At 63.1% G+C, this 22,157-nt stretch carries 15 protein-coding genes; 4 read left to right on the plus strand and 11 right to left on the minus strand.

The window, feature by feature from the left end; genetic code table 11:
- Positions 1 to 102: 102 nt before the first annotated feature.
- The 3 genes from BMZ79_RS27445 to BMZ79_RS27455 form a co-directional block, all read right to left on the minus strand.
- Entirely contained in the window at positions 103 to 3,222 is a 3,120-nt protein-coding gene (locus tag BMZ79_RS27445) for an efflux RND transporter permease subunit (RefSeq protein WP_177222374.1), read from the minus strand.
- An 81-nt stretch (positions 3,223 to 3,303) separates the two neighbouring features.
- Positions 3,304 to 4,695 carry a sensor histidine kinase gene (locus tag BMZ79_RS27450; protein ID WP_177222375.1) on the minus strand — a complete coding sequence of 464 codons (1,392 nt, stop codon included), beginning with the start codon at positions 4,693 to 4,695 and terminating at the stop codon, positions 3,304 to 3,306.
- Positions 4,688 to 5,371: a response regulator transcription factor gene (locus BMZ79_RS27455; protein WP_090646688.1), complete on the minus strand. Its 684-nt coding sequence runs from the start codon at positions 5,369 to 5,371 to the stop codon at positions 4,688 to 4,690. The genes BMZ79_RS27450 and BMZ79_RS27455 overlap by 8 nt, the downstream gene beginning before the upstream one ends.
- A 155-nt stretch (positions 5,372 to 5,526) precedes the next feature.
- On the opposite strand from BMZ79_RS27455, the gene BMZ79_RS27460 reads away from it, so the two are divergent.
- Together BMZ79_RS27460 and BMZ79_RS27465 are read left to right on the plus strand one after the other, a co-directional pair.
- Complete coding sequence (locus tag BMZ79_RS27460) at positions 5,527 to 5,877, plus strand: hypothetical protein (RefSeq protein WP_090646690.1); 351 nt, start codon at positions 5,527 to 5,529, stop codon at positions 5,875 to 5,877.
- Between the two features lie 5 nt (positions 5,878 to 5,882).
- The gene (locus BMZ79_RS27465) at positions 5,883 to 6,173 is read left to right on the plus strand and encodes a phosphatase PAP2 family protein (RefSeq protein WP_256253171.1); all 291 of its coding nucleotides are present in this window, start codon (positions 5,883 to 5,885) and stop codon (positions 6,171 to 6,173) included.
- A gap of 122 nt (positions 6,174 to 6,295) precedes the next feature.
- On the opposite strand, the gene BMZ79_RS27470 is transcribed toward BMZ79_RS27465, so the two are convergent.
- The 7 genes from BMZ79_RS27470 to BMZ79_RS27500 all read right to left on the minus strand — a co-directional run bounded on the left by BMZ79_RS27470 (position 6,296) and on the right by BMZ79_RS27500 (position 16,954).
- A complete protein-coding gene (locus tag BMZ79_RS27470) occupies positions 6,296 to 7,060 on the minus strand; it encodes an SDR family NAD(P)-dependent oxidoreductase (protein WP_240546038.1) in 765 nt (254 codons plus the stop codon).
- Positions 7,061 to 7,062: 2 nt separating this feature from the next.
- On the minus strand, positions 7,063 to 7,356 hold the full coding sequence (locus BMZ79_RS27475) for a hypothetical protein (protein WP_090646696.1): 294 nt from the start codon (positions 7,354 to 7,356) through the stop codon (positions 7,063 to 7,065).
- A gap of 95 nt (positions 7,357 to 7,451) precedes the next feature.
- Entirely contained in the window at positions 7,452 to 8,360 is a 909-nt protein-coding gene (locus tag BMZ79_RS27480) for a phosphatidylinositol-specific phospholipase C/glycerophosphodiester phosphodiesterase family protein (protein ID WP_090646698.1), read from the minus strand.
- A 169-nt stretch (positions 8,361 to 8,529) separates the two neighbouring features.
- Positions 8,530 to 13,134 (minus strand): S-layer homology domain-containing protein, encoded by a 4,605-nt coding sequence (locus tag BMZ79_RS27485; RefSeq protein WP_143089133.1) that lies wholly within the window; start codon positions 13,132 to 13,134, stop codon positions 8,530 to 8,532.
- A 140-nt stretch (positions 13,135 to 13,274) separates the two neighbouring features.
- Positions 13,275 to 14,909: a DUF3502 domain-containing protein gene (locus BMZ79_RS27490; RefSeq protein WP_090646704.1), complete on the minus strand. Its 1,635-nt coding sequence runs from the start codon at positions 14,907 to 14,909 to the stop codon at positions 13,275 to 13,277.
- Between the two features lie 223 nt (positions 14,910 to 15,132).
- Complete coding sequence (locus tag BMZ79_RS27495) at positions 15,133 to 16,017, minus strand: carbohydrate ABC transporter permease (RefSeq protein WP_090646707.1); 885 nt, start codon at positions 16,015 to 16,017, stop codon at positions 15,133 to 15,135.
- A gap of 13 nt (positions 16,018 to 16,030) precedes the next feature.
- Entirely contained in the window at positions 16,031 to 16,954 is a 924-nt protein-coding gene (locus tag BMZ79_RS27500; RefSeq protein WP_090646709.1) for an ABC transporter permease, read from the minus strand.
- 195 nt (positions 16,955 to 17,149) lie between these two features.
- Between BMZ79_RS27500 and BMZ79_RS27505 the strand changes: the two genes are divergently transcribed.
- Complete coding sequence (locus BMZ79_RS27505; RefSeq protein ID WP_090646713.1) at positions 17,150 to 18,751, plus strand: response regulator; 1,602 nt, start codon at positions 17,150 to 17,152, stop codon at positions 18,749 to 18,751.
- On the plus strand, positions 18,748 to 20,520 hold the full coding sequence (locus BMZ79_RS27510; protein ID WP_090646716.1) for a sensor histidine kinase: 1,773 nt from the start codon (positions 18,748 to 18,750) through the stop codon (positions 20,518 to 20,520). The genes BMZ79_RS27505 and BMZ79_RS27510 overlap by 4 nt, the downstream gene beginning before the upstream one ends.
- Positions 20,521 to 20,707: 187 nt before the next feature.
- Here the strand turns inward: BMZ79_RS27510 and BMZ79_RS27515 are convergent, their stop codons facing one another.
- Positions 20,708 to 22,015, minus strand: coding sequence for a glycoside hydrolase family 140 protein (locus BMZ79_RS27515; RefSeq protein WP_090646720.1), 1,308 nt, complete (start codon positions 22,013 to 22,015; stop codon positions 20,708 to 20,710).
- Positions 22,016 to 22,157: the final 142 nt, after the last annotated feature.

The following is a 22,157-nucleotide window of genomic DNA, read 5'->3' on the forward strand; positions in this document are numbered from 1 at the left end:
CTTTCCGCTCGGGAAAGGCGCTTTCGCCGGCGCCGGCGCGGCGCACCGCGTCGGCGTTGCCCGCGCCCCCCGTTCAACGGCGGGGAACGCTAGCCATTCTTCTTACAAATCCAGGTCCTTGCGGACCTTGCTGCGCTTGCCCGTCAGCTCGTAGATGACCGGAACGACGATCAGCGTCAGCAGCGTCGAGGTCGCCAAGCCGCCGATGACGGTGACGGCCAGGCCGCCGGAGATCAGACTGGTCGACGACTTCGACAGCGCGAGCGGCAGGAGCGCGAGGATCGTGGCGCAGGCCGTCATCAGGATCGGACGGAGCCTTGTCTTGGACGCTTCCACGAGCGATTCGCGCAGCTCCATGCCGGCCTTGCGGTTGTTCTCGACGCGGTCCAGAAGCACGACGGCGTTCGTGACGACGATGCCGACCAGCATCAGCATCCCGATCATGGCGCTCATCGAGAGCGAGTTGCCCGTAATAAGCAGGGCGCCCAAGGCGCCGCTCGGCACGAAGAGCAGGGACGAGAGGATGATGAGCGGCGTCCGCAGACCGCCGAACGTGACGCTCATGACCAGGAACACGAGGCCGACGGCGGCGCCCATCGCGATGCCGATGCTCTTGAAGCCGCTGTTGATCATCTCGAGACCGCCGCCGATCTTGACGTCGACGTTGTCCGGCAGCGACAGGCTGTCGATGTCCGACGTAATCGACTTCGTGACGGAAGCCGTCTTGTCCGTGTCCTTGACGTTGCCCTTCACTTCGGCGTACGTCTTGCCTTCTTCGTGGTTGATGGCGACCGGCGCCGTCGATTCCGACAGGTCGACGAGATCGCCCAGCTTCTTCGCGCCGGCGGCCGTCGGAATGGCGACGTTCTCGAGCTCGGCCTTGGACGTGATCGGCTGCTTATACGCCATCGTGATGTCCCAGTTCTTGCTGTCGAGCGTGTACGTGCCGACGTCGACGGGACGAAGCTGCTCGCCCACGGCGGCCATGATTTGGAACGACGAGACGCCGAGGTCCTTCGCGGCCGGCTTCAGCGACATGACCCATTTCGGGGACACGTCCTTCAGGTTGTTTTCGACGTCCTTCATGTCCGGGCTCGCCTTCATCAGGTTTTCGACCTGCACGGCGGCTTTGGACAAGGCGTCGAGATCGTCGGAATACAGGTTGACCGTGACCTCGTTGCCCGTCGGCGGACCGTTCTGCGCGCCTTCCTTGATGTCGACGGTCGCCTTCGGCGACTCGGCGGTCACGAGCGCGGTCAAATCTTTGTTCGCTTTGTCGATGAGCGCGTTGGTGTCGACGTCGGCGCCTTCCTTGAACTGCACCTTGAACGTCGCGGTGTTGGTGCTCGGAATTTGCACGAACGGATTGTCCATGCCGCCGACCATCGCTTGGTAGTTATCGATGTCCTTCAAGCCTTTGAGGTAGTTCTCGACCTTCGCGCCGACGGCGTCCGTCTCCGCGAGCGGCGTCTGCGCCGGCATTTTCACGTTGACCGCGATGGACGCCGTCTCGCCGGCCGGCAGGAACGCCACGCCGAGCAGCGGAATCGTGCCGAACGACGCGATCAGGAGCACGATGGCCAGCGCCAGCACCCAGCCCTTGCGCTTCAGCGCGCCGCGGATGAGCCGCTCGTAGCCGCTGCTGAATCGGCCGCCTTCCTTATGCGGCTTGATGGAACGGAAGAACTTCGCGCCCAGCACCGGGATCAGCATCATGGCGACGAAGAGCGAGCACAGGATCGAGATGACGACCGCCACGGCGAACGGGCGGAAGAACTCGCCGATGATGCCCGTGACGAACGCCAGCGGCAGGAACACGACGACCGTCGCGATGGTCGAAGAGCCGACCGCGCCGATGACTTCCCGCGTCGCGCGGAACGCCAGCTCTTTGCCGTCCATGTCGCGGCCCTTCTCCTGGCGCCATCTGTAAATGTTCTCGATGACGACGATGCTGTCGTCGACGATCCGGCCGACGGATACGGCGATGCCGCCGAGCGTCATAATATTGAGCGTGTAGCCCATCTGGTTCAGCAGCGCGATCGTCGCGAAGATCGAGATCGGCAGCGACAGGATGGAGATGATCGTCGCGCGGACGTTACGCAGGAACAGGAAGATGATGATGACGCAGAACAGCGCGCCGTACGAGCCTTCCCGGATGAGCGAGGACACGGAATGCTTGATGTCCGCGCCTTGGTCCTGCACGAGGCGGACGTCGAGCGTGCCTTTGTCCTGATACGTCTTCAGCACGTCCTTGACCGCGTCGGACACGTCGGCCGTATTGGCGTCCTGCGTCTTGACGACGCCGACGATGAAGCTCGGCTGGCCGTTGTACCGCGTGATCTCGTTCTGGGACGAGACGGTGTTCACTTCGGCGATGTCGGACAGCTTGAGCGCCGGCGCGCCCGCCGCCCCTTGAACCTGGCCGCCCGCTCCGGCGCCTGCGCCGCCGCCCATGCCTTGGCCGGCGCCGGCTCCCGCGCCCATGCCCGGGGTCAGCGGCAGGTTCTTGATCGTGTCCAGCGACCCGATCTTGCCGACGAGGCGGATCGGAATCGTGTTCTCGCCCTGGCTCACGGAGCCGAGCGGCAGCGCGTAATCGAGCGACTTGATCGCGGATTGGATGGCGCTCAGCGAAATGCCGTACTGCGCGGCCTTATCCTTGTCCACGTCGATGCGCAGCTGCTGCGACACCGAGCCCTTCAGCGACACGGAGCTGACGCCGGCCACCTTCTCGAGCTTCGGCACGACGTCGTTCTCGAGCGTCTTCTGCAGCTCTTCGGCGTTTTGCTTGGAGGAGAAGATGGCCGCTTCGTAGATCGGCGCTTCGCCGAACGACAGCCGCTGCACCGTCACCTTCGCGTTTTCCGGCAGCGTCAGCTTGGCGACGGCGGATTCCGCGTCCTTCATTTTATCGTCCATGTTCGTGCCGAACGGATATTGCAGGAAGATGCTGGAGGAGTTCTCCGAGCTCGTGCTCGTCAAGGAATCGTAATTCTTAAGTCCGATCAGGCTTTGCTCGATCGGCTTGGTCACCTCGGACTCGATTTCTTCGGTCGAGGCGCCCGGGTATACCGTCTGGATGAAGACGGCCGGGAACGTCACGTCCGGGAACGTCTGCTGCTTGATCTGGGTCGTCGAATAGAAGCCCAGAACCAGCACGAGCGCGCACAAAATGACGACCGCCACGCTGTTCTTCAGGCTGAAACGCGTTAAACCGTTCATACTTGTTTCTCTCCTCTTCTCTTTATATAGAGGGATGATACCGGACGATTTTGAACTGAGCATGAACGGGCCGTTACAAAATCAGGCAAAGGCCGCATCCGGCCGGATCGGCAGCCTGACGGTGAAGCGCGTCTCCACGCCGGGTTCGCTCTCCGCGTCGACGGACCCGCCGTGCATGTCGACGATCGCTTTCGCGATCGACAGGCCGAGGCCGTTGCCCTTGACGGCGAAGTCGCGGGAGCGGTCGGCTTTGTAGAACGGGGTGAAAATATGCTGCAGCTCGTCCCGTTCGATGCCGCGGCCGTTATCGCGCACCTCCGCGACCGCCGCGTCGTCCTCCCGCCGGAGCGAAATGGCGATCCGGCCGCCCGCCTCCGCGAATTTGACGCTATTGCTAATCAAATTATGCCACACCTGCTCCAGACTATCCGCGTCCCCGACGACCGTCACGCCGTCCAGCTCGAGCTCCGGCTCGATGTCCTTGGCCCGCCATTGCGGCTCGCTCGCGATGACGCAGCGGCGGATCTGCTCGTCCAGCCGGAAGGCGCCCGGGTTGTGCAGCTCGCGGTCCTGCTGAAGCACCGACAAGCGGAGCAGGTTCGCGCTCAGGCGCGAGAGCCGTTGGCTCTCTTCCTCGATGATCGTCAAGTACCGGCCGCGCGTCTCGTCCGTCAGCGCCTTCGTCCGCAGCGCCTTCGAGAAGCCCGCGATGGACGTCAGCGGCGACTGGATCTCGTGCGCCACGTTGTTCACGAAGTCCGAGCGCAGCTTGTCGAGCATGCGCAGGGAGCCGGCCATCTCGTTGAAGCCGGACGTCAGCACGCCGAGCTCGTCCTTGCGCTTCGACGCCAGCACGACGCCGAAGTCGCCCTTCGCCATCCGCTTCGTCGCGTCCGTCAGCCGCTGTACCGGCTTGACGATGTACCGCGCCGCGAGCAGGATGAGCAGGCTGCCGGCGGCCAGCACGTACCCGAGCACCGTCAGCGTGAATTTGCGGAACATGTCGAGCAGGCGGACGATCTCCGGCGTGATGTAGAGCGCGTAGGGCCGGTCGCCCAGCTGGAACGGCAGGCCGATCAGGAACGACGGCCCGGCGTGCTCGTCCTTGCCGTAAGACACCATGCCCCGGTAGATGCCGCCCTGCAGCACGAGCCGCAGCTGGGCCTCGGTAATCGGCGTGCCTTGCTTGCTGCCTCCGCTGCCGTACGCCACGGTGCCTCCGTTCGCGTCCATGATTTTGACGCGCAACCCCGGTACTTCGACCGCGTTCGCCATGACCGCGTCCAGATCCGCCGGCGACGCCTCGGATAATTCGGCGATGATTTTCTTCCCGTGCGCGATGATCTGGCCCTCCGCGAGCGACTTGACGTTGCTGCTGTACATATGGATGGCGAGCACGAACGCGAAGACCAGGCTGACGATGACGGCCGCGATGAAGACGAGCACCGTCCGGACGTACAGCGACCTAGTCATGCAGCACCTCGAGCCGGTAGCCGAGCCCGCGGAGCGTCGCGATTTTGAATTGGTCTTCATATGCCGTGAAGCGTTCGCGTAATCTCTTGATATGCACGTCGACGGTCCGCTCGTCGCCCTCGTACTCGAACCCCCAAATCTGCTCGATCAGCGCCGCCCGCGTGAACAGCTGGCCGGGATGGCTGGCGAGCTTGTACATCAGCTCGAATTCCTTGAGCGGAATGGTGACCGCCTCCTCGGTGTCCTTGAAGATCACCTGGTACGCGAGCCGGTCCAGCACGATTCCCCCCACCGTGATCATCTGCGATGCCGAGATCCGGTACCGCTTCAGCACCGCCTTGACGCGCACGACCAGCTCCATCGGATCGAACGGCTTCGTCACGTAATCGTCGGTGCCGAGCTGGAAGCCTTTGATCTTCTCCTCCGACTCGCCCTTCGCCGTAATCATCAGAATCGGCATGTCGCCGGTCGCCCGCAGCCTGCGGCACAATTCCCACCCGTCCATGCGCGGCATCATGATGTCCATGATGACCATATCGATCCCGTTCTCGGCTATATACGTCCAAGCCGCTTCGCCGTTTCCGAATTCGACGATCTCGAAGCCTTCGTCGCGCAAATAGAGCCCCACCAGCTCGCGGATATGCGCATCGTCGTCCACGACCGCAATTTTTGCCATGCCGTTATCGCCTCGCGTTTCCGTATGACTTTGGTGCTTGCCCGCACCTCGATATTCTATTATTATTACGAATTGCGAGCAAAGAAGCTAGTCGCCGTCCACGCGAATCGTCAAAGCCGGTTTTCGCGGCTCGCGATCGAAAGGGGAAGTACCGGGTGAAACGTTTTTTGCCGCTGGCCGGCATGCTCGTGTTTCCGCTGCTCGGGCGGCTCTACGCGCTCACGGACGATCCGTCCCGCCATCCGCACCGGCCGATTCACAGCCTGATGACCCATTGGGACTTCGCGTTCCCGCTCGTTAAATTATTCGTCCTGCCCTACGCCGCATGGATCGCATATCTCTATGCCTGCCTGCTCTACTTCTTCTTCAAGGATCCCGCGGTGTACCGCAAGGCGCTCGTGACGTACGTGGCGTGCGCGCTGATCTGCTACGGCATCTACACGGTCTTTCAGACGACGGTGCCGCGCCCCGCGCTCGCGGCAGCGATCCCGTCACGCGGCTGCTGATGTTCGTGTACCGCCGCGACCAGCCGTTCAACTGTTTTCCGAGCATCCACTGCTTCTCCAGCTACATGGTCATGAAGGCCCTGTATCACGGCAAGTTCCGCAATCGTCTCAATCAAACGCTCATTTACGGGATGTCTTCCCTTATCATCGTCTCGACGTTCTTTATTAAGCAGCATACGCTGCTCGACGCCGCCTGCGGCATCCTGCTCGCGGACCTCGTCTACCGCGCGCTGCTCCGCCTGGAGCGCGCCGGCCGCCGCAAGCGGAACCGGGCCGCTCGGCAGGTCAACCTGTAACGCGCGGCAAAAAGGGCGATCCCTCCGATCGAATGACGGAAGGATCGCCCTTTTTGGCGCAAGCGGCCGGCCGGCACCCGCGGGCAGCCGCGCGGCGGTTGTCGGTACGCGCCAGGCATGAATCAGATGGCGGGCATGACGTTGCCGCCGCAAACGGGAATATAAGCGCCCGTGATGAATCCGGCGAGATCGGACGCCAGGAAGGCGACCGTATTCGCGATATCTTGGTCCGTGCCCCTGCGCTTCAGCGGCACGCGGCTGTCGTAGCCCTCGCTCCGCTCCGTGCCGTTCGTCCGGTCGCGCTCCGAGATCGTCCATCCCGGCGCGACCTGGTTCACGGTAATCTGATGCGCGCCGACTTCCTTCGCCAGGATGCGGTATACGCCGTCCATGCCGCGCTTGCCCGCGACGTACGCGGACTGGGTCTCGAAATTTTGCATCGCGCATTCCGTGTTGATGCCGATCATCCGTCCGGCGCCGCGCTCGATCATCGCCGGCACGAACGCCTTGGCCAGATGGACGCTCTGCAGGACGCACGATTCGAACTGGCTGCGATAGTCGTCCTCCGACTGCTCCAGCACCGACGTCCATTGGTACTGCACGACGGCGTTGGCGACCACGATATGGACGTGGCCCAGCTCGGCGGTCACGGCGTCGCGCATCGCCAGGATGTCGTCCAGCTTCGTAATGTCGGCCCGCACGACGGCCGCGCGACGGCCCGCGGCTTGGACCTCCGCCGCCAGCTCGTTCGCTTTCGCCGCGTTGGTGTTGTAATGAATGGCCACGTCCGCCCCGCACGCCGCCAGCGTGCGGACCATGACGCGCCCCAGTTCCCCCGTCGCGCCCGTGACGAGCGCGGTTCTGCCGCTCAAATCGATTCCGATCATAATTACGCCTCCCCGTCTTCGATATCGTCCGGAAGCGTGTCCGCCGCGGCGTCGATCAGCCTGTCGAACAGCTCGTCGTCGGCCTCGATCGCCGCCTCCACTTCCCCGATCTGCTCTTCCGAGCCGGATTCCTTCGCGAAGCGGAGGCTGTAATCCCACGTCGTTCCGCGCAGGCTGTTCAGCTGCAGCGAGATCTCGTACGGATGCTTGTGTCCCTCCGCCTCGAACTGCACGGTCCCCCGGTAACCGTTCTCCCGGTCGTGCGTCATCTCGGCATGGATGATCGTTACCTTCATGTCTGCAAACCTCCACTCGGACAAGTTGAAACAGGGACATTATACCATACTCGGCGCTTCGGCAAAGCGCCTCGTTCCGGCGGCGGCCCGCGCCGTCACGACAGCGCCGAGGGAACGATGAAATCGGTCATGACCCCCTGCGCGCCGTCCGCCATCAGCTCCCGGATCCGGCCGACGTCGTTGATCGTGTTGACATAGGCGTACGCGCCTTCCCGCTTCAAGGCTTTCACGAAATCGGGCGAATAGCGGTTCTCGTCCATGACGACGATGCGGATGCCGCGCGCGGCGACGTCCCGCAGCACCTGCTCGTCCGAATCCTTGTTCAAATACAAGGTATAGATGTATTGCTTGAACGGATGCACGCTCTTGACGGCCTCGTAGTTGTCCGCTTCGTACAGCTGCGGGACGATCCGGTCGAGCAGCCGCGGATCGACGGATTCGGCTTCCGCCACGATCCGCTGGAACACGGCGGCCGCCTTCGCGGGATCCGGCTCCTTCGTATCCGTGATCAGCAGCATGTCGGGATGATCCGCCATGAACGCGAGCGCGTCCTTGAACGTCGCGGGCGTATAGTGCCCCTGGATCGGCAGCGCGCGGAATTTCGCGAGCGGCATCGGGCGTTCCTTCGCCGGCGGCGTCTGGCCGAGGACGGGGTACGTGCCGGCGTCCCAATCGTGGCGAAGCGCGAGATGGCCGTCGGAGGTGACGCTCACGTCCGTCTCGAACACGCGGTAGCCGCAGGCGTAGGCCTGCAGCATCGCCTCGCGGCTGTTCGTGCCCGCGAAGCCGCCGATGCCGCCGAGCGCGTGGGCGATCAGCGGCGTCTGCCGGACCCATCCGTACGGCTCGCTCAGGTCGAGCTTGGCCCCGGGTACGGGAGATTGGCTGCAGTCCGGCGCCTGGGACTGGGTCTCGACCGGCGACAGCAGCAGCGGCGCGGCGCAGAAGATCAGCAGCGTCAGCAAGAGCTGCGGGAGCATGCGTTTGGAAGCTGCGGGAAGCATGGGCTCGTTCCCTCCTTGATGTCCGTCTTTCTAACCACTTGGACAGACGGGAGGGATCGCGAAACAGCCGGTTCCTGCCAAACGGCGCCGGGTTTCCGGGCGCGGACGGCCGGGAGGCATCGTGCGAAGCGAAAAAGCCGCCGCCCGAATTCGGGCGGCGGCTAGCGGGTTACCGTTGAAGCGAGAATCGTAACGCGTTATACAGGAACACGGCCGCTTCGGCGCGGGTCGCGCTTGCCCGCGGATTCAGCTTGCCGTCCGCGCCTTGCACGAGGCCGGCATCCAGCAGCGCCGATACGCTGCCGGCCGCATAGCCGGACACGTCCGCCCGGTCCGCGAACCGGTCGAGCGGCGCCGCCGCGCCGGACGCGTCCAGCTTGCCCAGCTTCGCCAGCGCGCGGGCCGTGAGCGTCATCATGTCCTCGCGGGATACGGACGCCTGCGGACGAAACAGTCCGTCATCGCCGCCGGCCGCGATGCCAAGCGCCTTGGCGATGCCGACGGCTTCCCCATAGTAGCCGCCCGGCTTCACGTCGGCGAAATTCCCGTCCGCGCTATCCGCGCCCGCCGTTAAGCCGAGCGTCTTCACGAGCAGCTGCACGTAATCGGCGCGCGTGACCGGAGCCGACGGAGCGAACGTATCCGCCGCCACGCCTTCGATCGCGCCTTTGGACGCCAGCGTCTCGATCGCGTTCTTCGCCCAGGCGACCCGTTCCAAGTCGTTAAAATGCTTCTCGACGTAAACGACCGCGTACGTGCTGAAATGGGTCGTGCCGAAGCTGACGCTTCCCGAAGCGGGATCGTACGCCGCCTGCACGACCGGCTGCGGCTGCCCGTCGCCTCCGATGTACCAGACCGTGATGCGTTCGCCGTTCGCCGCCTCCGCCGCCGGCGGCGCGTACGGGATGGAGATCGTAACCGGCGCATCGGGATTGCGCCACGGCAGCTCTTCGCCGTTCGACCGCAGGCTGACGTTCACGGCGGGCCTGCCGCCGATCGCGGCTTTCGCCGCGTCGCCGAGCTTGCTCGCATCCGCCGCGGCGATGACGATCGCCACGGTCGCGGCGTTATGGACGTCGACGCCGTTCAGCATATCGGAAGGCAAGGTGATCGTGCCCTTATCCGTCGCGACGACGATCTCGCGGCCGCGCTTCGCCGACGACAGCACGTCGGTCGGCAGGTTCACGACGTAGCCCGTCGCGCCGTCGGCCTTCGGCACTTGAATCGTCACGGGGTCGGCCGAAGCCGGCAATTGCGAGAACGCCGATGCCGGTACGTTCGCGGTCGCTTCGCCCGAAGCCGCGTCCAAGGACGGCGCCGCCGGCTTGATGACGCCGGCCGCGGCATCGACGACCGTGCCGTCGGCCGGAACGACGATGCCGCCGCCGCTGCCCGAGCCGGCGCCGTCCGTCAGCTGCGCCAAGCCCCATTTGTCCCGGCTCGAGGAGTTGCCGTCCACGCCGTTCCATAGGTACTGCGCGACGCGATGATTGCCTTCGCCGTTATCGAAGCCGATGTCGAAGCGCATCTTCCGCCCGTCCGCAGCGTCGGCGATATTGAGGCCCGACAGCGGAATGGCCGCTTCGACCGCGTAGCCCTTGCCGTCCGCGTCCGCCTTCGCGACCGTATCGATCGGCGGCTGCGGATCCTTGTTGTTGTACCAGTAGAATCCGCCCGTGCCGCTCAAGATGACCTGCGAATCCGATACCCGCAGCGCGCCGGGCTTGTCGAGGAATTCGGGGCCGACGAACAGCTCGAGCGCGTCGCCGTTCCAAATGTCGAAGCCTTCGTAGGCGTTCTGCATCGGCGTCGGATCGTTCACGTGCGCGTAGATGTAGAGATTGTCCTGATCCCACGCCAGGTTGAAGTCCGCCGAGACGCCGGCGTTCTGCGTGCCGAGCACGCGGTCCTTGTCGCCGAGAGACAGCGTCTGGCCGCTCGGCCAGGAGGCGTCCTTCACGCCGTCGACGACGATCGGCGCGCTCGCTTTCGGAATATCGGTCGCGTTGTTGGAGTCGCGCTCCGTGCGGCCCGGCCCGAAATCGAACGAATACGGCGGTTTGTTGCCGAGGATGACGTCGTAGATGGCATCGTTCGTCTCTTTGACCGACGCCAGCATCGTCTTGTACGGCCGGTCGGCCACGTTCAGCAGGCCGATGCCGTAGCTCTCGCCGTTATAGCCTTGGAACCAGCGGCCGGTCGCGGCCTGATCCAAGTACTCGAACCAGTGCGCGCCGACGACGACGCCGGACGCCGCGGCTTTCTCCACGTAATTGCGGTACGCTTCGCCCTTCTCCCGTTCGTTGTCCAGCACGCGGATGCCCCCGGTCAGCCCCTGCGTCGGCTCTCCGTAATGGAATTCCGTGAACAGAAGCGGCTTGTTCGCCAGCGCGGACATCGTCTTGATGCGGTTCATGTCGAGGTCGTAGGTGTAGTAGTTGTACGAGAGCACGTCCAAATATTTGCCCGCCACGCGGCTGATCATTTCCCGGATGTCCGTGTTGCTCATCGTGTTGACCAGATAACGGTCGCCGAGCATCATGTGGTTCGGGTCGACCTTGCGGAACTCGGACGTAATCGTGGCATAAAACTTGTCGAGGTAATGCTCCAGGAACGTATCCAGGTCCGCCGACGCCGCTTCCGACGTGACCGGCAGCGCGGCCGCCCGCAGCTCGCCGAAGCCCGCGAAGCTCGTTTCCCATGCCGCGTTGAAGGCGGCGATATCGCCGTATTTCGCCTGCAGCTCGTCGACGAGCGCGCCTTTGGTCGCGTTCGCGGACGACGCGTCGGCCGCCGTGAAGACGCTGCGGAAGTTCTGGTACGGCAGCTCGTTGCCGAAGAAGTAGCCGATGATGAGCGGATCGTCCTTGCGCGCCGCGATGCCTTCGTCCGCCAGCGCTTGGGCGATGTCCGCCGCCGCCGTCGGCTTGAAGACGTCGAACAGCCCCGTGCCGCCGATCATGTCGCCGGACGGCAGATCCGCGAACTTCACTTGCGGGAACGGATCGGCCAGCTTGTCGGCGGACGGCGGATTCGAGAAGCCGCCTTCGCTCGTGAAGCCCCATTTCTTCAGCCGTTCCACGCTTTCGTTGTAGAAATCGGCGTCATTGAACGGCTGGCCGCCGGCTTTCTTGATTTTGTTGGCGACGTAGAAGGAGAAGTTGTCGGGATTGCCGTTCAGGAACGCGCCGGCGTAAGCCGGGTCGTCCTTGTCCGGCAGCCACTGGTATTCGTACTCGCGTCCCTTCACCTGCGTGAACGTATCCCCCGTATAGCCCGTCCCGTCGACGCCGACGCTGAAGTACAGGTTGCCGTCGGGATCGACCATGACGAATTTGCCGTCCAGCTTCTGGATGTTGAAGAAGCCTTTCGCTTCGAGGCCGTACCGCTCCTTGCTGCCCGGAAGCCCGCCGTAGCTGTCGCGCTCGGGCGATTGCAAGCTGCCGTAATACGCGTCGTCCGCGGCGTTGTCGTCCAGAAGCTGCCGATCGCTCGTCACTTTGGACGCGAAATCGGCGTTCTTCAGTTGACCGTAGGCATCCACCTTCTGCTCGTCCGCGGTGTAGTAGGTGAATACGTTCGTATAGCTGACCTCTTTGCCGGCGTGCTTGGCGTACGCATACAGCTTCGTATAGCCCTCGATATGGATCGGCGAGGTATACGGGGTTTCCGCCGGATTCGCGTCCGTGAAATAAACGATGTCCGCGTCCGGCGTCTCGGACGTCAGCGCGATATCCGTCGGCCCCGCGAGGGTGCCGGACGGCGGATTCGCCGTTACGCCCGCCGTGCTGTTGTTCAGCACGACCCTGGACAGCTGCACCGCCCAGCTCTGCTCGCCGTCCAGCTGCGGCGGAAGCGCGACCTTGACGTAGCGCACGCCTTCGGGCAGCGCGTAGTTGCTAAAGTTCACTTTGCGCCAGCTGCCGCCGAAGTCCGCCTTGCTCAGCGCAACCGGCGCATAGCTCGCGCCGTCCGCCGAGACGGACACCGCGATGTCCCTGACCGGCTGCTGGTCCCAATAGAACGCGTCGGCCGACAGCGAATGTACGTCGTAGTCCGTCTTGTACACGGCGTAGACCTCTTCGCCGACGCCGGCCGCGCCGCGGCTCAACCGGCCCGCATCGCCCGCGAACACGTTCGGGTTCGACGAGTCGATGCCGTAATCGGCGCTGTGGTCGTAGAGCTTGCCGATATCGCCCAGCTCGTCGACCAGCCCGTTCGCGTCCAGCGCGTCGCCCGGCGCGTCGGGCGCGCTCGGATGATCCTGTACATCGTCCAGGCTGAACACGGGCCCTTGCGATTCGTCGTTGGTCCATTCGTTCATTCCGTCCGTAAACGCCGGATTCTCCAGCATGTTCGTGCCGCCGGCCGGCCCCAGGAAGCAATCGTCGATATACGCCGTGCCGCCCGAAGCGCCGTCCGTGATCGAGTAGAGCAGGGTTTCGTTGCTGCCCGTGCTCAGGGCCGGAATGGTGTACTGCTTCCACTCGTCCGTCGCCGCGAACGTTTGAGAGGCGATCGTCGCGTTCCAGTCGCTTCTCATGATCCGGAACGTGATCGTGCCGCTGCCCTTCATCCAGAAGGACGCTTGATAGCTGCTGTTCGCCGTGACGCGGGCGTCCTGAGAGAAATTCGCCCATTTGCCGTTCATGCTGACCTTAAGGGAATGCGCCGCGCTTCCCTCCGCCGCGTATGCGGCCGTGCCGGCGCCCAGCGAGAGCGCGCCGAGCAGCATCGCGGGCACGAGGGCCATACTGACTGCCTTTTTGATCATGTGAACGCCATCCTCCTTGCGTTGATATGGTGAATGCGCTTCCATGCCAAGCGAACGAAAGGGGACTGACGCCGGTTCGTCAGCAGTCCCCTCGATGCCGGTTCGCACGCGGCTTAGCGGTCGCGCGTTGACACTGTTGATTACGAGCCCGGCGTGAACGCGTCGAGCTGCTTTTGAATCCCGGCCTTCACTTTGTCGTAACCGGCCGCCTTGAGCTCGGCCGCCGCCTTCTTCAGCGCATCGTCCGGATCGACGGCGCCGTAGGCCAGCGCTCCGCCGTATTTGAGGAAGACGTTGTTGAGCGCGGCGATCTCGTTCTTGATGGAATCGATGTTCGGCTTGAAGTTGGCATACGGATTGTCTTTGGCCGCGCTTCGCATGTACTCGACATGCTTCGCGTAGTCCGGATAATCGGTCGTGGACGGTTTGTTGAACCCGACCCAATCGCCGAAGCCCCACGGATACTGCCATTTCGGATAGAGAGACGGATCCGAGCCGGCCGGAACCTCGATCTGCGATTTGTCCGCCGTGTACGCCCAATGCTTGCCCTCGATGCCGTAGATCATGAGCATGTAGTAGTTCGGATCGCTGAAAAACTTATCCATGAACAGGAGCGCCCGCTCTTTGTTCTCCGACGCCGACGGAATGGCCATCATGCCGGAATCGTAGGCCAGCTTGATGAACGGCCCCTCCGGCGAGAACGACTGGAACGAGACGCGCCAATCGGGATGAGCCGCGTTGATGTCGTTGTACGCGTCCCGGAACTGGTTGTCGCCGTAAGCGGCCAGCGCGGATTGTCCGGCTTTGAACGCGTCGCGGGACGGCGTCTTGTTGTTCAGCACGTTCTTGTTGATGTAGCCCTTCAGGAACATGTCGCGGATCTTCGGATAGGCGGCCAGCAAATCCGGGTCGTCGAAGGACGACGTGAGCTGCGGCTTGGTCTCGAGCGGATCGAACTGCAGCATGTTCGCCGGCAGGCCGGGCACGGAGACGAGCGCTTTCTTCCGCGTGACGAACGACGTCAGCGGATAATCGCCGACGGAGGCGCCCGTGTTGAACGGCACGACCTTCGGATCGGCTTCCTTCGCCGCGGCCAAGTACGTCTCGACGTCGTCCAGATTCGAAAGCGTCGTCAGCCCCGCCTTCTCCATGATGTCGCCCCGCGCCGCGAGTCCCGCGTCCTGGTATTCGAGGAAGTTTCGCGGCACCGCGATGATCTTGCCGTCGACGGTCGCGTTCGACCACGCCTCCGGCGGCAGCTTCTGCTCGGCATTCGGCGCGTACCGATCCAGCATGTCTTTCGTCAGTTCGGTGAAAGCCCCTTTCTTCGCGTTGCCGCTGTAATCCAGCCAGCCGGCCGTGTAGATCATGTCGACGTTCTGGCCGGACATGAGCATGAGCGGATACTTGCTGTCCAGATCGCCCCAGCCGATCCAGACGAAGTCGACGTCCGCGTTCAAATCCTTGTTCGTCATCTCGTTCAACCGCGCCTTCACCGCGTCGAAGTCCTTCGGCGGGTCGCCGAGCGCGGCCCAGGTCAGCTTCACGTGCTTGGAAAGGTCGGGACTCGCCGTCGCATCCGTGCCGGCAGCCGTTCCGCCGTTCGGGCCTGCGGCGCCGTCCGCCCCTTTCGCGCCGTTCGCGCTCTGGATGTTCGCGGCGCCGTTATCGGCGCTCGACCCGTTGTTGCCGTTCGATCCGCAAGCCGCCAAGGCCGTGCCGAGCATGAGCGCGAGCGTGCCGATCATCATCGCTTTCTTCGACTGCGTTTTCAATCGGATTGACCTCCTCTTTGTCGTTCGTTCCGTCGTGCCCGCTTGCCGTATGTTAAACCGCCGAAGCGGTAATAACCGTTGCCGCGCCTTGCTTGCTTGCTTGCTTGCTTGCTTGCTTGCTTGCTTGCTTGCTTGCCTGCTTACCTGCTTGCTCATGCTTGCTCGCTTGCTTGGTTGTTTGCTTGCCGGGTCCCGCTCGGTTTCCGGCTCCGCCTCGTTCCGGCTATCCCTTGACCGCGCCGACCGTCAGCCCTTTGACGAAATACTTCTGCACGAACGGATAGATGAGCACGATCGGCCCGATCGAGACGACGGTCATCGCGAGCTTCACCGTCTCGTGCGGCAGCTCGACGGTCGGAATGCCGTTGTTGCCCGCGGCGTAGGAGAGAAATTCAATGTTCGTGATCATCTTGTACAGCATGTACTGCAGCGGGAATTTGTTCTGGTCGTCGATGAACAGCGCCGCTTGGTACCAGTCGTTCCAATACCCGAGGGCGATGAACATGCCGATCGACGCGAGGGACGGCTTCATGAGCGGCAGGCAGAGCCGGGTGAAAATCGTGAATTCGCCCGCGCCGTCGACCTTCGCCGATTCCGGGATGGCGTCCGGCACCGCGTTCAGGAAGTTCCGCATGATGAGAATGTAATACGGCGACAGCAGCAAGGGCACGATCAGCGCCAGCAGGCTGTCTTTCATGTGGTAATACTTCAGCATGATCAGGTAGTACGCGACGAGCCCGCCGTTGAACAACGTCGTGAAGTAGAAGAAGAAGGCGAACGCGTTCCGGTACCGGAATTCCTTGCGGTATAGCACGTACGCGGTCATGGCGGTCAGAAACAACCCGGCGGCCGTACCGGTAACCGTAATGAAGAGCGTGACGCCGTACGCTTTCAGCAGCGAGGTCGGATCCGCCAGGATCGCCCGGTACGACTCCGCCGAGAAGACGGTCGGCCATAGGCCGTAGCCGTGCGCCATGACGGCATCCTCGGCGGTGAACGAGCCGGCCAGCACCATGATGAACGGAATGACGCACACCAGGGCGACGGCGGCGATGACGGCATACGCGACGAGGTTGAACGCCAGCTTGTCGATGCGGATCGCTTTCATGTCCCGTTCTCCTTTAGTAGAGGGCGTTTTCTTTGCTGAATTTGCGGACGAGGCCGTTGACGACGCTGATCGTCAGGAAGCATAGGACGGACTGCACGCAGGCCGCGGCCGACGACATGGGAATGTCGCCCATCTGCGACAAAGCGCGGAACACATACGTATCGATGATGTCCGTCGCGTCGTATAGATTGCCGTTGTTGCCGATCAGCTGATAGAACATCCCGAAGTCGCCTCGGAAAATATTGCCCACCTGCAGCAGCACCATGATGATGATCGTCGGCACGAGGTTCGGCAGCGTAATCCGGAAGATTTTCTGGAAAACGTTCGCGCCGTCGATGTCGGCCGCTTCGAACATCTCCCCGTCGATGCCGAGAATCGCGCCAAGATAGAGCACCGACCCGTAGCCGATCCACTTCCAGTTATGGAAGAAGACCAGGATATACTTCCACATCCCCGGCGAGCTGTACACGTCCACGGGGTCGAGACCGATCGCCTTCAGCGCTCCGTTCACCAGCCCGTAATCGAAATTGAACAGATTGTAGAAGAACGCGCCCACGATGACCCAGGAGATGAAGTACGGCAGAAACATCAGGCTTTGCGAGAACCGGCTGAAGAACTTCGAAGACACCTCGGAAAGCAGGATCGCGATGCCGACCTGGAAGGCGGTGGCCGTGACGATGAAGGCCGCGTTGTAAAAAAAGGTGTTTTTGAAGATCGTCCAGATTTGCCCCGAGAGGAACAGGAACCGGAAGTTGTTGATGCCGTTCCATTCGCTGCCGAAGATGCCTTGGTCGAACCGAAAGTTCTTGAAGGCGACGACGATGCCCGCCATGGGCAGATACGAGAACAAGGCGAAGAACAGCGTCGCGGGCAGAATCATCAGCAGGAAGGCACGGTTGCGGGCGAGATGGAACAACAGGTTTCGTTTTCGGACCATAGGCTTTGCACGCTCCGTTTTCGGTCGTAGTTGACGGCTTCAGCTTGATTATAGGAGAGTGAAAGCACTTTCAACAGGTAACGGTTTTATAATTTGGTGCACTTTTCTATAGTCCGCCCGGAATGATCTTGTAGGCGGCGGCCGGAGTCTGCTATTTTAGGGTGGAGTACTCCGCTGCGAAGGAGATGGAATCAGTTGCTCAAATTGTTGATCGTGGACGACGAGAAGCGTACCCGCGACGGACTGAAAAGGTGCTTGCCGTGGGCCGACTGCGGCATCGGCGAGATTCGCGAGGCGGACGACGGGCATACCGCGCTCGAAACCGCGCTCGCCTTCCGGCCGGACATCGTGCTCTCCGACATCCGGATGCCGACCGTGACCGGAATCGAGCTGGCGCGGAGAACGCTGGCCGAGCTGCCGCATTGCAAGTTCATCTTCATCAGCGGCTACTCGGACAAGGAATATTTGAAGGCCGCGATCCAGCTGAAGGCGGTTAGCTACATTGAGAAGCCGATCAGCGTCAGAGAGCTGGAGGAATGCGTCCGCGCCGTGGCCGACGCGTGCCGCCGGGAAGCGGAGCGCTCGCGAACGCTCGCCGAGACGGCCGCCAAGCTGGAGACCAGCATCGGGCTGCTCCAGCGGGATTTCGCCGTGCAGCTGGCGCAGCGCCGGCCCGACGCCGCGGACGTCAATCGGCTGCTGACCGCGTCCGGCTGCGACCTGCCGTCCGAAGGCATTTATGTAAGCATTTTATTTCGCATTAACTTCGTCCCTGCCACGCCTGTCGACCGCACGGCCGAGCTTCGGTCGGCGCTGCAGCGCGCGATCGCGGACGAATTCGGCCGCCTCCGGCTGCGCGCCGTGACCGGCACGATCGACGGCATGCATCTCGTGACGCATGTGCTGCTGCCCGGCTCGCGCAGCCTCGGCGAGCTGCGGTCGGCCGCGGAGCGGATCGGCGCGGACTTCGCGCGGCGCGGCGGCGAGTACGGCATCCATCCGCTGTTCGCCGGCATCGGCCGGCCCGTGCGCGGCCTGGCGGACATGCACGTCTCGTACCGGGCGGCTCAGACCGCGCTGCAGCGCGTCTTCTTCCTAGGCGGCGGCCGCGTCGCGCTGTACGAAGCGCGCGAAGGCGAGCCGGCCGGATTCGACGAAGGCGCGGAGCGGCGCTTCGCGGATTATCTCCCCGCTTGCGACGAGGCGGTCTTCGCGTTCATCGCGTCGATCGGCGATGCCGTCCGCGGACAAGACGCGGTCCCGGTCGACGACGTCAAGCGGCTGTTCTACCGGCTTCTGCTGGCGCTCTATGGCGAAGCGCAGCACAAGCTGCTCGGCCGATACATGGAAGACCGCAAAGAAGAGCTGCTCTGGCACCGCGTCTCCGACGCCCTGACCTTGACCGAGCTGCTCGGTTTCCTCGGCGCGGAAGTACGGGAATACTTCGCCGCCGTGGCGGCGGCCGGCTCGCACAGCCGCGTCGTGCGCGAGACGATCCGCTATATCGAGCGGAATTACCGGAACGGCGGCTTCACCATCAGCGACATCGCGGCCCACCTTCGCTTGACGCCGGCGTACTTGAGCCAGCTGTTCAAGAAGGATACCGGCCAGACCATCAACGACTACGTAAACGCCTACCGCATCGGGCGGGCGAAAGAGCTGCTGGTCGATCGCGGCGCGAAGCTGCTCGAGGTGGCCGCGCTGTCCGGCTACAACGACGCCAAGTATTTCGCCAAAACGTTCAAGCGCCTTACCGGCGTCACGCCGTCCGATTACCGGGAGAACGCGCAGCGATGACGGTCAGCATCAAGACGAAGCTGCTCTTCTCGTACCTGGCGCTCATCTTCGTGCCGCTCGTCGTCCTGACGGGTTTGACTTACTGGAGGGTCTCCGCCCAAATGGAGGCTACTATGCTGCGCACGTCGCGCAACGCGCTCGAGCAGTCCGGCACGTATCTCGAGACGAAGCTCGGCAACCTTCTGAACGCCACCGACATCATCTATTTCGACAAGACGCTGCAGGAGGTCAACACCGCGAACCCGGCCATCTACGACGAGGACTTCATTCAGCAGAACATCGACCAGAACAACCTGATGACGCTCTTCAACCAGATCGAGCGCAATACCGACGTGCTGCGCGTCCGGCTGTACATCCGGGACATTCCGGGCTACGCTTATGACAACGACCGGTTCTTCGTGTTCAAGGACTTGGGCGGCCTGCCTTGGTACGAGACGCTAGAGGCGTCGAAGTCGGTAGTGACCTGGATCGCGCCGGACAAGTTCGCCAAGGAGAAGGCCGGCGGACTCTCGGTCATCTCGCTCGCGCGTCGGATCACCCTCAAGATGTACAACGTTACGGACGGCGTCATCCGCATCGATATGCGCGAACCCGTCGTCAACGCGATCGTCAAGCAGGCGAACGTGACGTCTACGGGAATCTCGTTCATCGTCAACGCCGGCGGCGAGCTCATCTCCGCGTCCGGCGATCCCGCGCTGCTCGCGAACCGCGACCTGCTGGCGGCCGCCGGCGCGGCATCACGCGACGCGGCGCGCGCGAGCCGCGATATCCGGTCGGGGGGCAACGATTTCCTGACGCTGTCCCGGCCGATCGCCGGCTCGGACTGGACGTTCGTCTCCGTCATTCCGTACAGCGAGATCAAGTCGACGGGCAACGACATCCGGTTCTACATGGTGCTGATGCTGCTTGCTACCGGGACCATCTCCTATCTGCTTGCTTACTTCTGGTTCAACGCCAGCGCGCGGCGGCTGAAGCATCTGGCCAAGAGCATCCGCAAAGTGACCGGAGGCGACTTCAATACCCGCATCCGCGTCTCGTCCAAGGACGAGATCGGGCAGATCTCCCAGGATTTCAACTACATGGTCGCGGAGATGGCCGCCATGATCGAGGAACGGTTCGAGACCGGCAAGAAAATCAAGTCGCTGGAGCTCCGCTCGCTGCAAGCGCAGATCAATCCGCACTTCCTGTACAATTCGCTCGATATGATCAACTGGTCCGCGGTCATGAACGGCAATGCCGAGATCGAGACGATGATCCATTCCCTCTCGGCCTTCTACAAGATTGGCCTCAGCAAGGGCGACGATATCATTACGGTCCGGCACGAAATCGAGCATGTGAAGGCGTACGTCACGCTGCAAAATCTCCGCTATCCGGATCAGATCCGGCTCGAGCTGGCGATAGACGACGGCATGCTGGAGCTGGAAATGCTGAAAATCACGCTGCAGCCGATCGTCGAGAACGCGATTTTGCACGGCATCCTCCGGAGTCCGTCCAAGACCGGCACGATCCGGATCTCGGGCGCGCGCAAAGGCGACGTCGTCGCGTTCGCCGTGGCGGACGACGGCGCCGGCATGCCGCCGGACGTCGCGGAGCGGATGCTGGAGCGCGATGCGCGGGACGAGTTCCATGGCTATGGCATCCACAATATCCAAGAGCGCATCGGGCTCCAATACGGCCCGGCATACGGGCTCGAATACGAGAGCGCGCCCGGCCGCGGCACGACGGTTTGCATCACGCTGCCGGCCATCGCGAAGCGCCCGTCGCATTAGGCGGCGAACGGCCCGCTCGCGGGAAGCGGCATGGCAAAACGCCCGCCGGAATCGGCGGGCGCTTGGTTTGCGTATGCGCTTGTTCGCGTCTCGCGCGGCCCGCACGGCTTGCGCATTCCTGCTCGCGGGACGTTCGCGGATTGCGCGGTCTGGGAACAAGCGGACGGCGCGCGGGTCCCGGGCGCGGTCAGCCCGCCGCGGTCAGCACGAGCACCCAGTCCTCGCCTCGGCCGCTCGTCGGCGGCGCGAACGCGGCTTCGCCTTCATTGGCGAATTCGCCGATCGCATCGTACCTCCCTGTCCGCGGATCGTACCAGGACGCCTTCACGCGACCCCCGGGAAGTTTGCCGAGCGAAACGCGAAACGGAATGCCGTTGGGGCTGTAAATCAATCCGTAATCGCCGCCGCGCGTGGCGACCATGTAATTCGCGCCCTCGTAGTTATCGGCGATCAGGCTTTGGTCCGGCACGCGGTCCAGATACGAATGCGCCTCCATCAAGGCGCGAAGATGGCGCATCTGCGCGGCGCCCGGGCGGATAAGCGCATCTCGCCAGGTCATGATGAAATACGACCCGGGCTCGGTCGTCATCGACCAGACGCTGTGATGGCCGTACGTCGTGCCGAAGCCCCCCGCGAAGACGCCGTAATAGGCGCCGATCCGCACGTCCGCCTGGTCGAAGTAGCCGTTCTCCGCCCTGAAGTTGACGGGATGATCCTCGTACGCGGGTTCGGCGTCCACCGTCGGCTTGACCGGCACGCGGTCGTAATCCGCCTTCACATGCTTGTAATTCTCCCGAATCCGTTCATGATGCCCGGATTGAATCATGTTGAAATCCAGCCACGGCTCTTCGTGCATGTGATGCGAGGACGACGCGTTGCCGCAAGGATGGAAGGTGATCAGCTGGGCGTCGCCGACGCTCTCCCGCAAGCCCGCCGCGAGGCCGTTGTTCGCCTCGAAATGCCGGCGGACGATCAGCGAACGGTCGCCGCCGAGCACCCAGACGATGTTGGAGCGCCCGCCGTACCGCTCTCCCAGCCAAGCGCCGTACGCCCGCGCGTTCGCCTCGTCGAAGATCTCCGGGCCCTTCCCGAACGCGCGGTGGTACTTATCCCCCCAAGTCGGAAGCAGCGCGATATACAATCCGTAAGACGCGGCCTGGTCGACGATATAATCGACATGGGTCCAGTAGTGGTCGTCCCCGTCCAGATCGGGCAACGACGGATCGTACTGCCCCCGCGCGTTCCGCTTCAGCGGCCGGCGCCCGTAGGCGTTGGCGCCGTCGATGCCGTCCAGCTCGCCGAGCGCCACCGCCTGCACGACGTTGAAGTTCAGGCTCGCCCGATTTCGGAGGTACTCGTCCGCCTCCTCGCGGTTCAGCTTGTGAAACAGCTCCCATGCCGTATCGGCCAGCCAGAAGAACGGCAACCCGTCCTCTTGCACCAAAAACCGCTTGTTCTCGCTTACTTTCAGACGCTCTAAACGCTTCGTCGCCATGCTTATCGCTCACGCTCCCGTATCCCCATGAATGATCGTTCGCAAGATTCTTATGATGCCCGCGCCGGTTCGGCCGCTAGCTTCAGCCTACCACATCGCCATTAAGTACACAATATGTATACAATCAATATATCGACTATCG

The sequence above is a fragment of the Paenibacillus sp. UNC496MF genome (assembly GCF_900113915.1).
Taxonomy (GTDB): domain Bacteria; phylum Bacillota; class Bacilli; order Paenibacillales; family Paenibacillaceae; genus Paenibacillus_Z; species Paenibacillus_Z artemisiicola.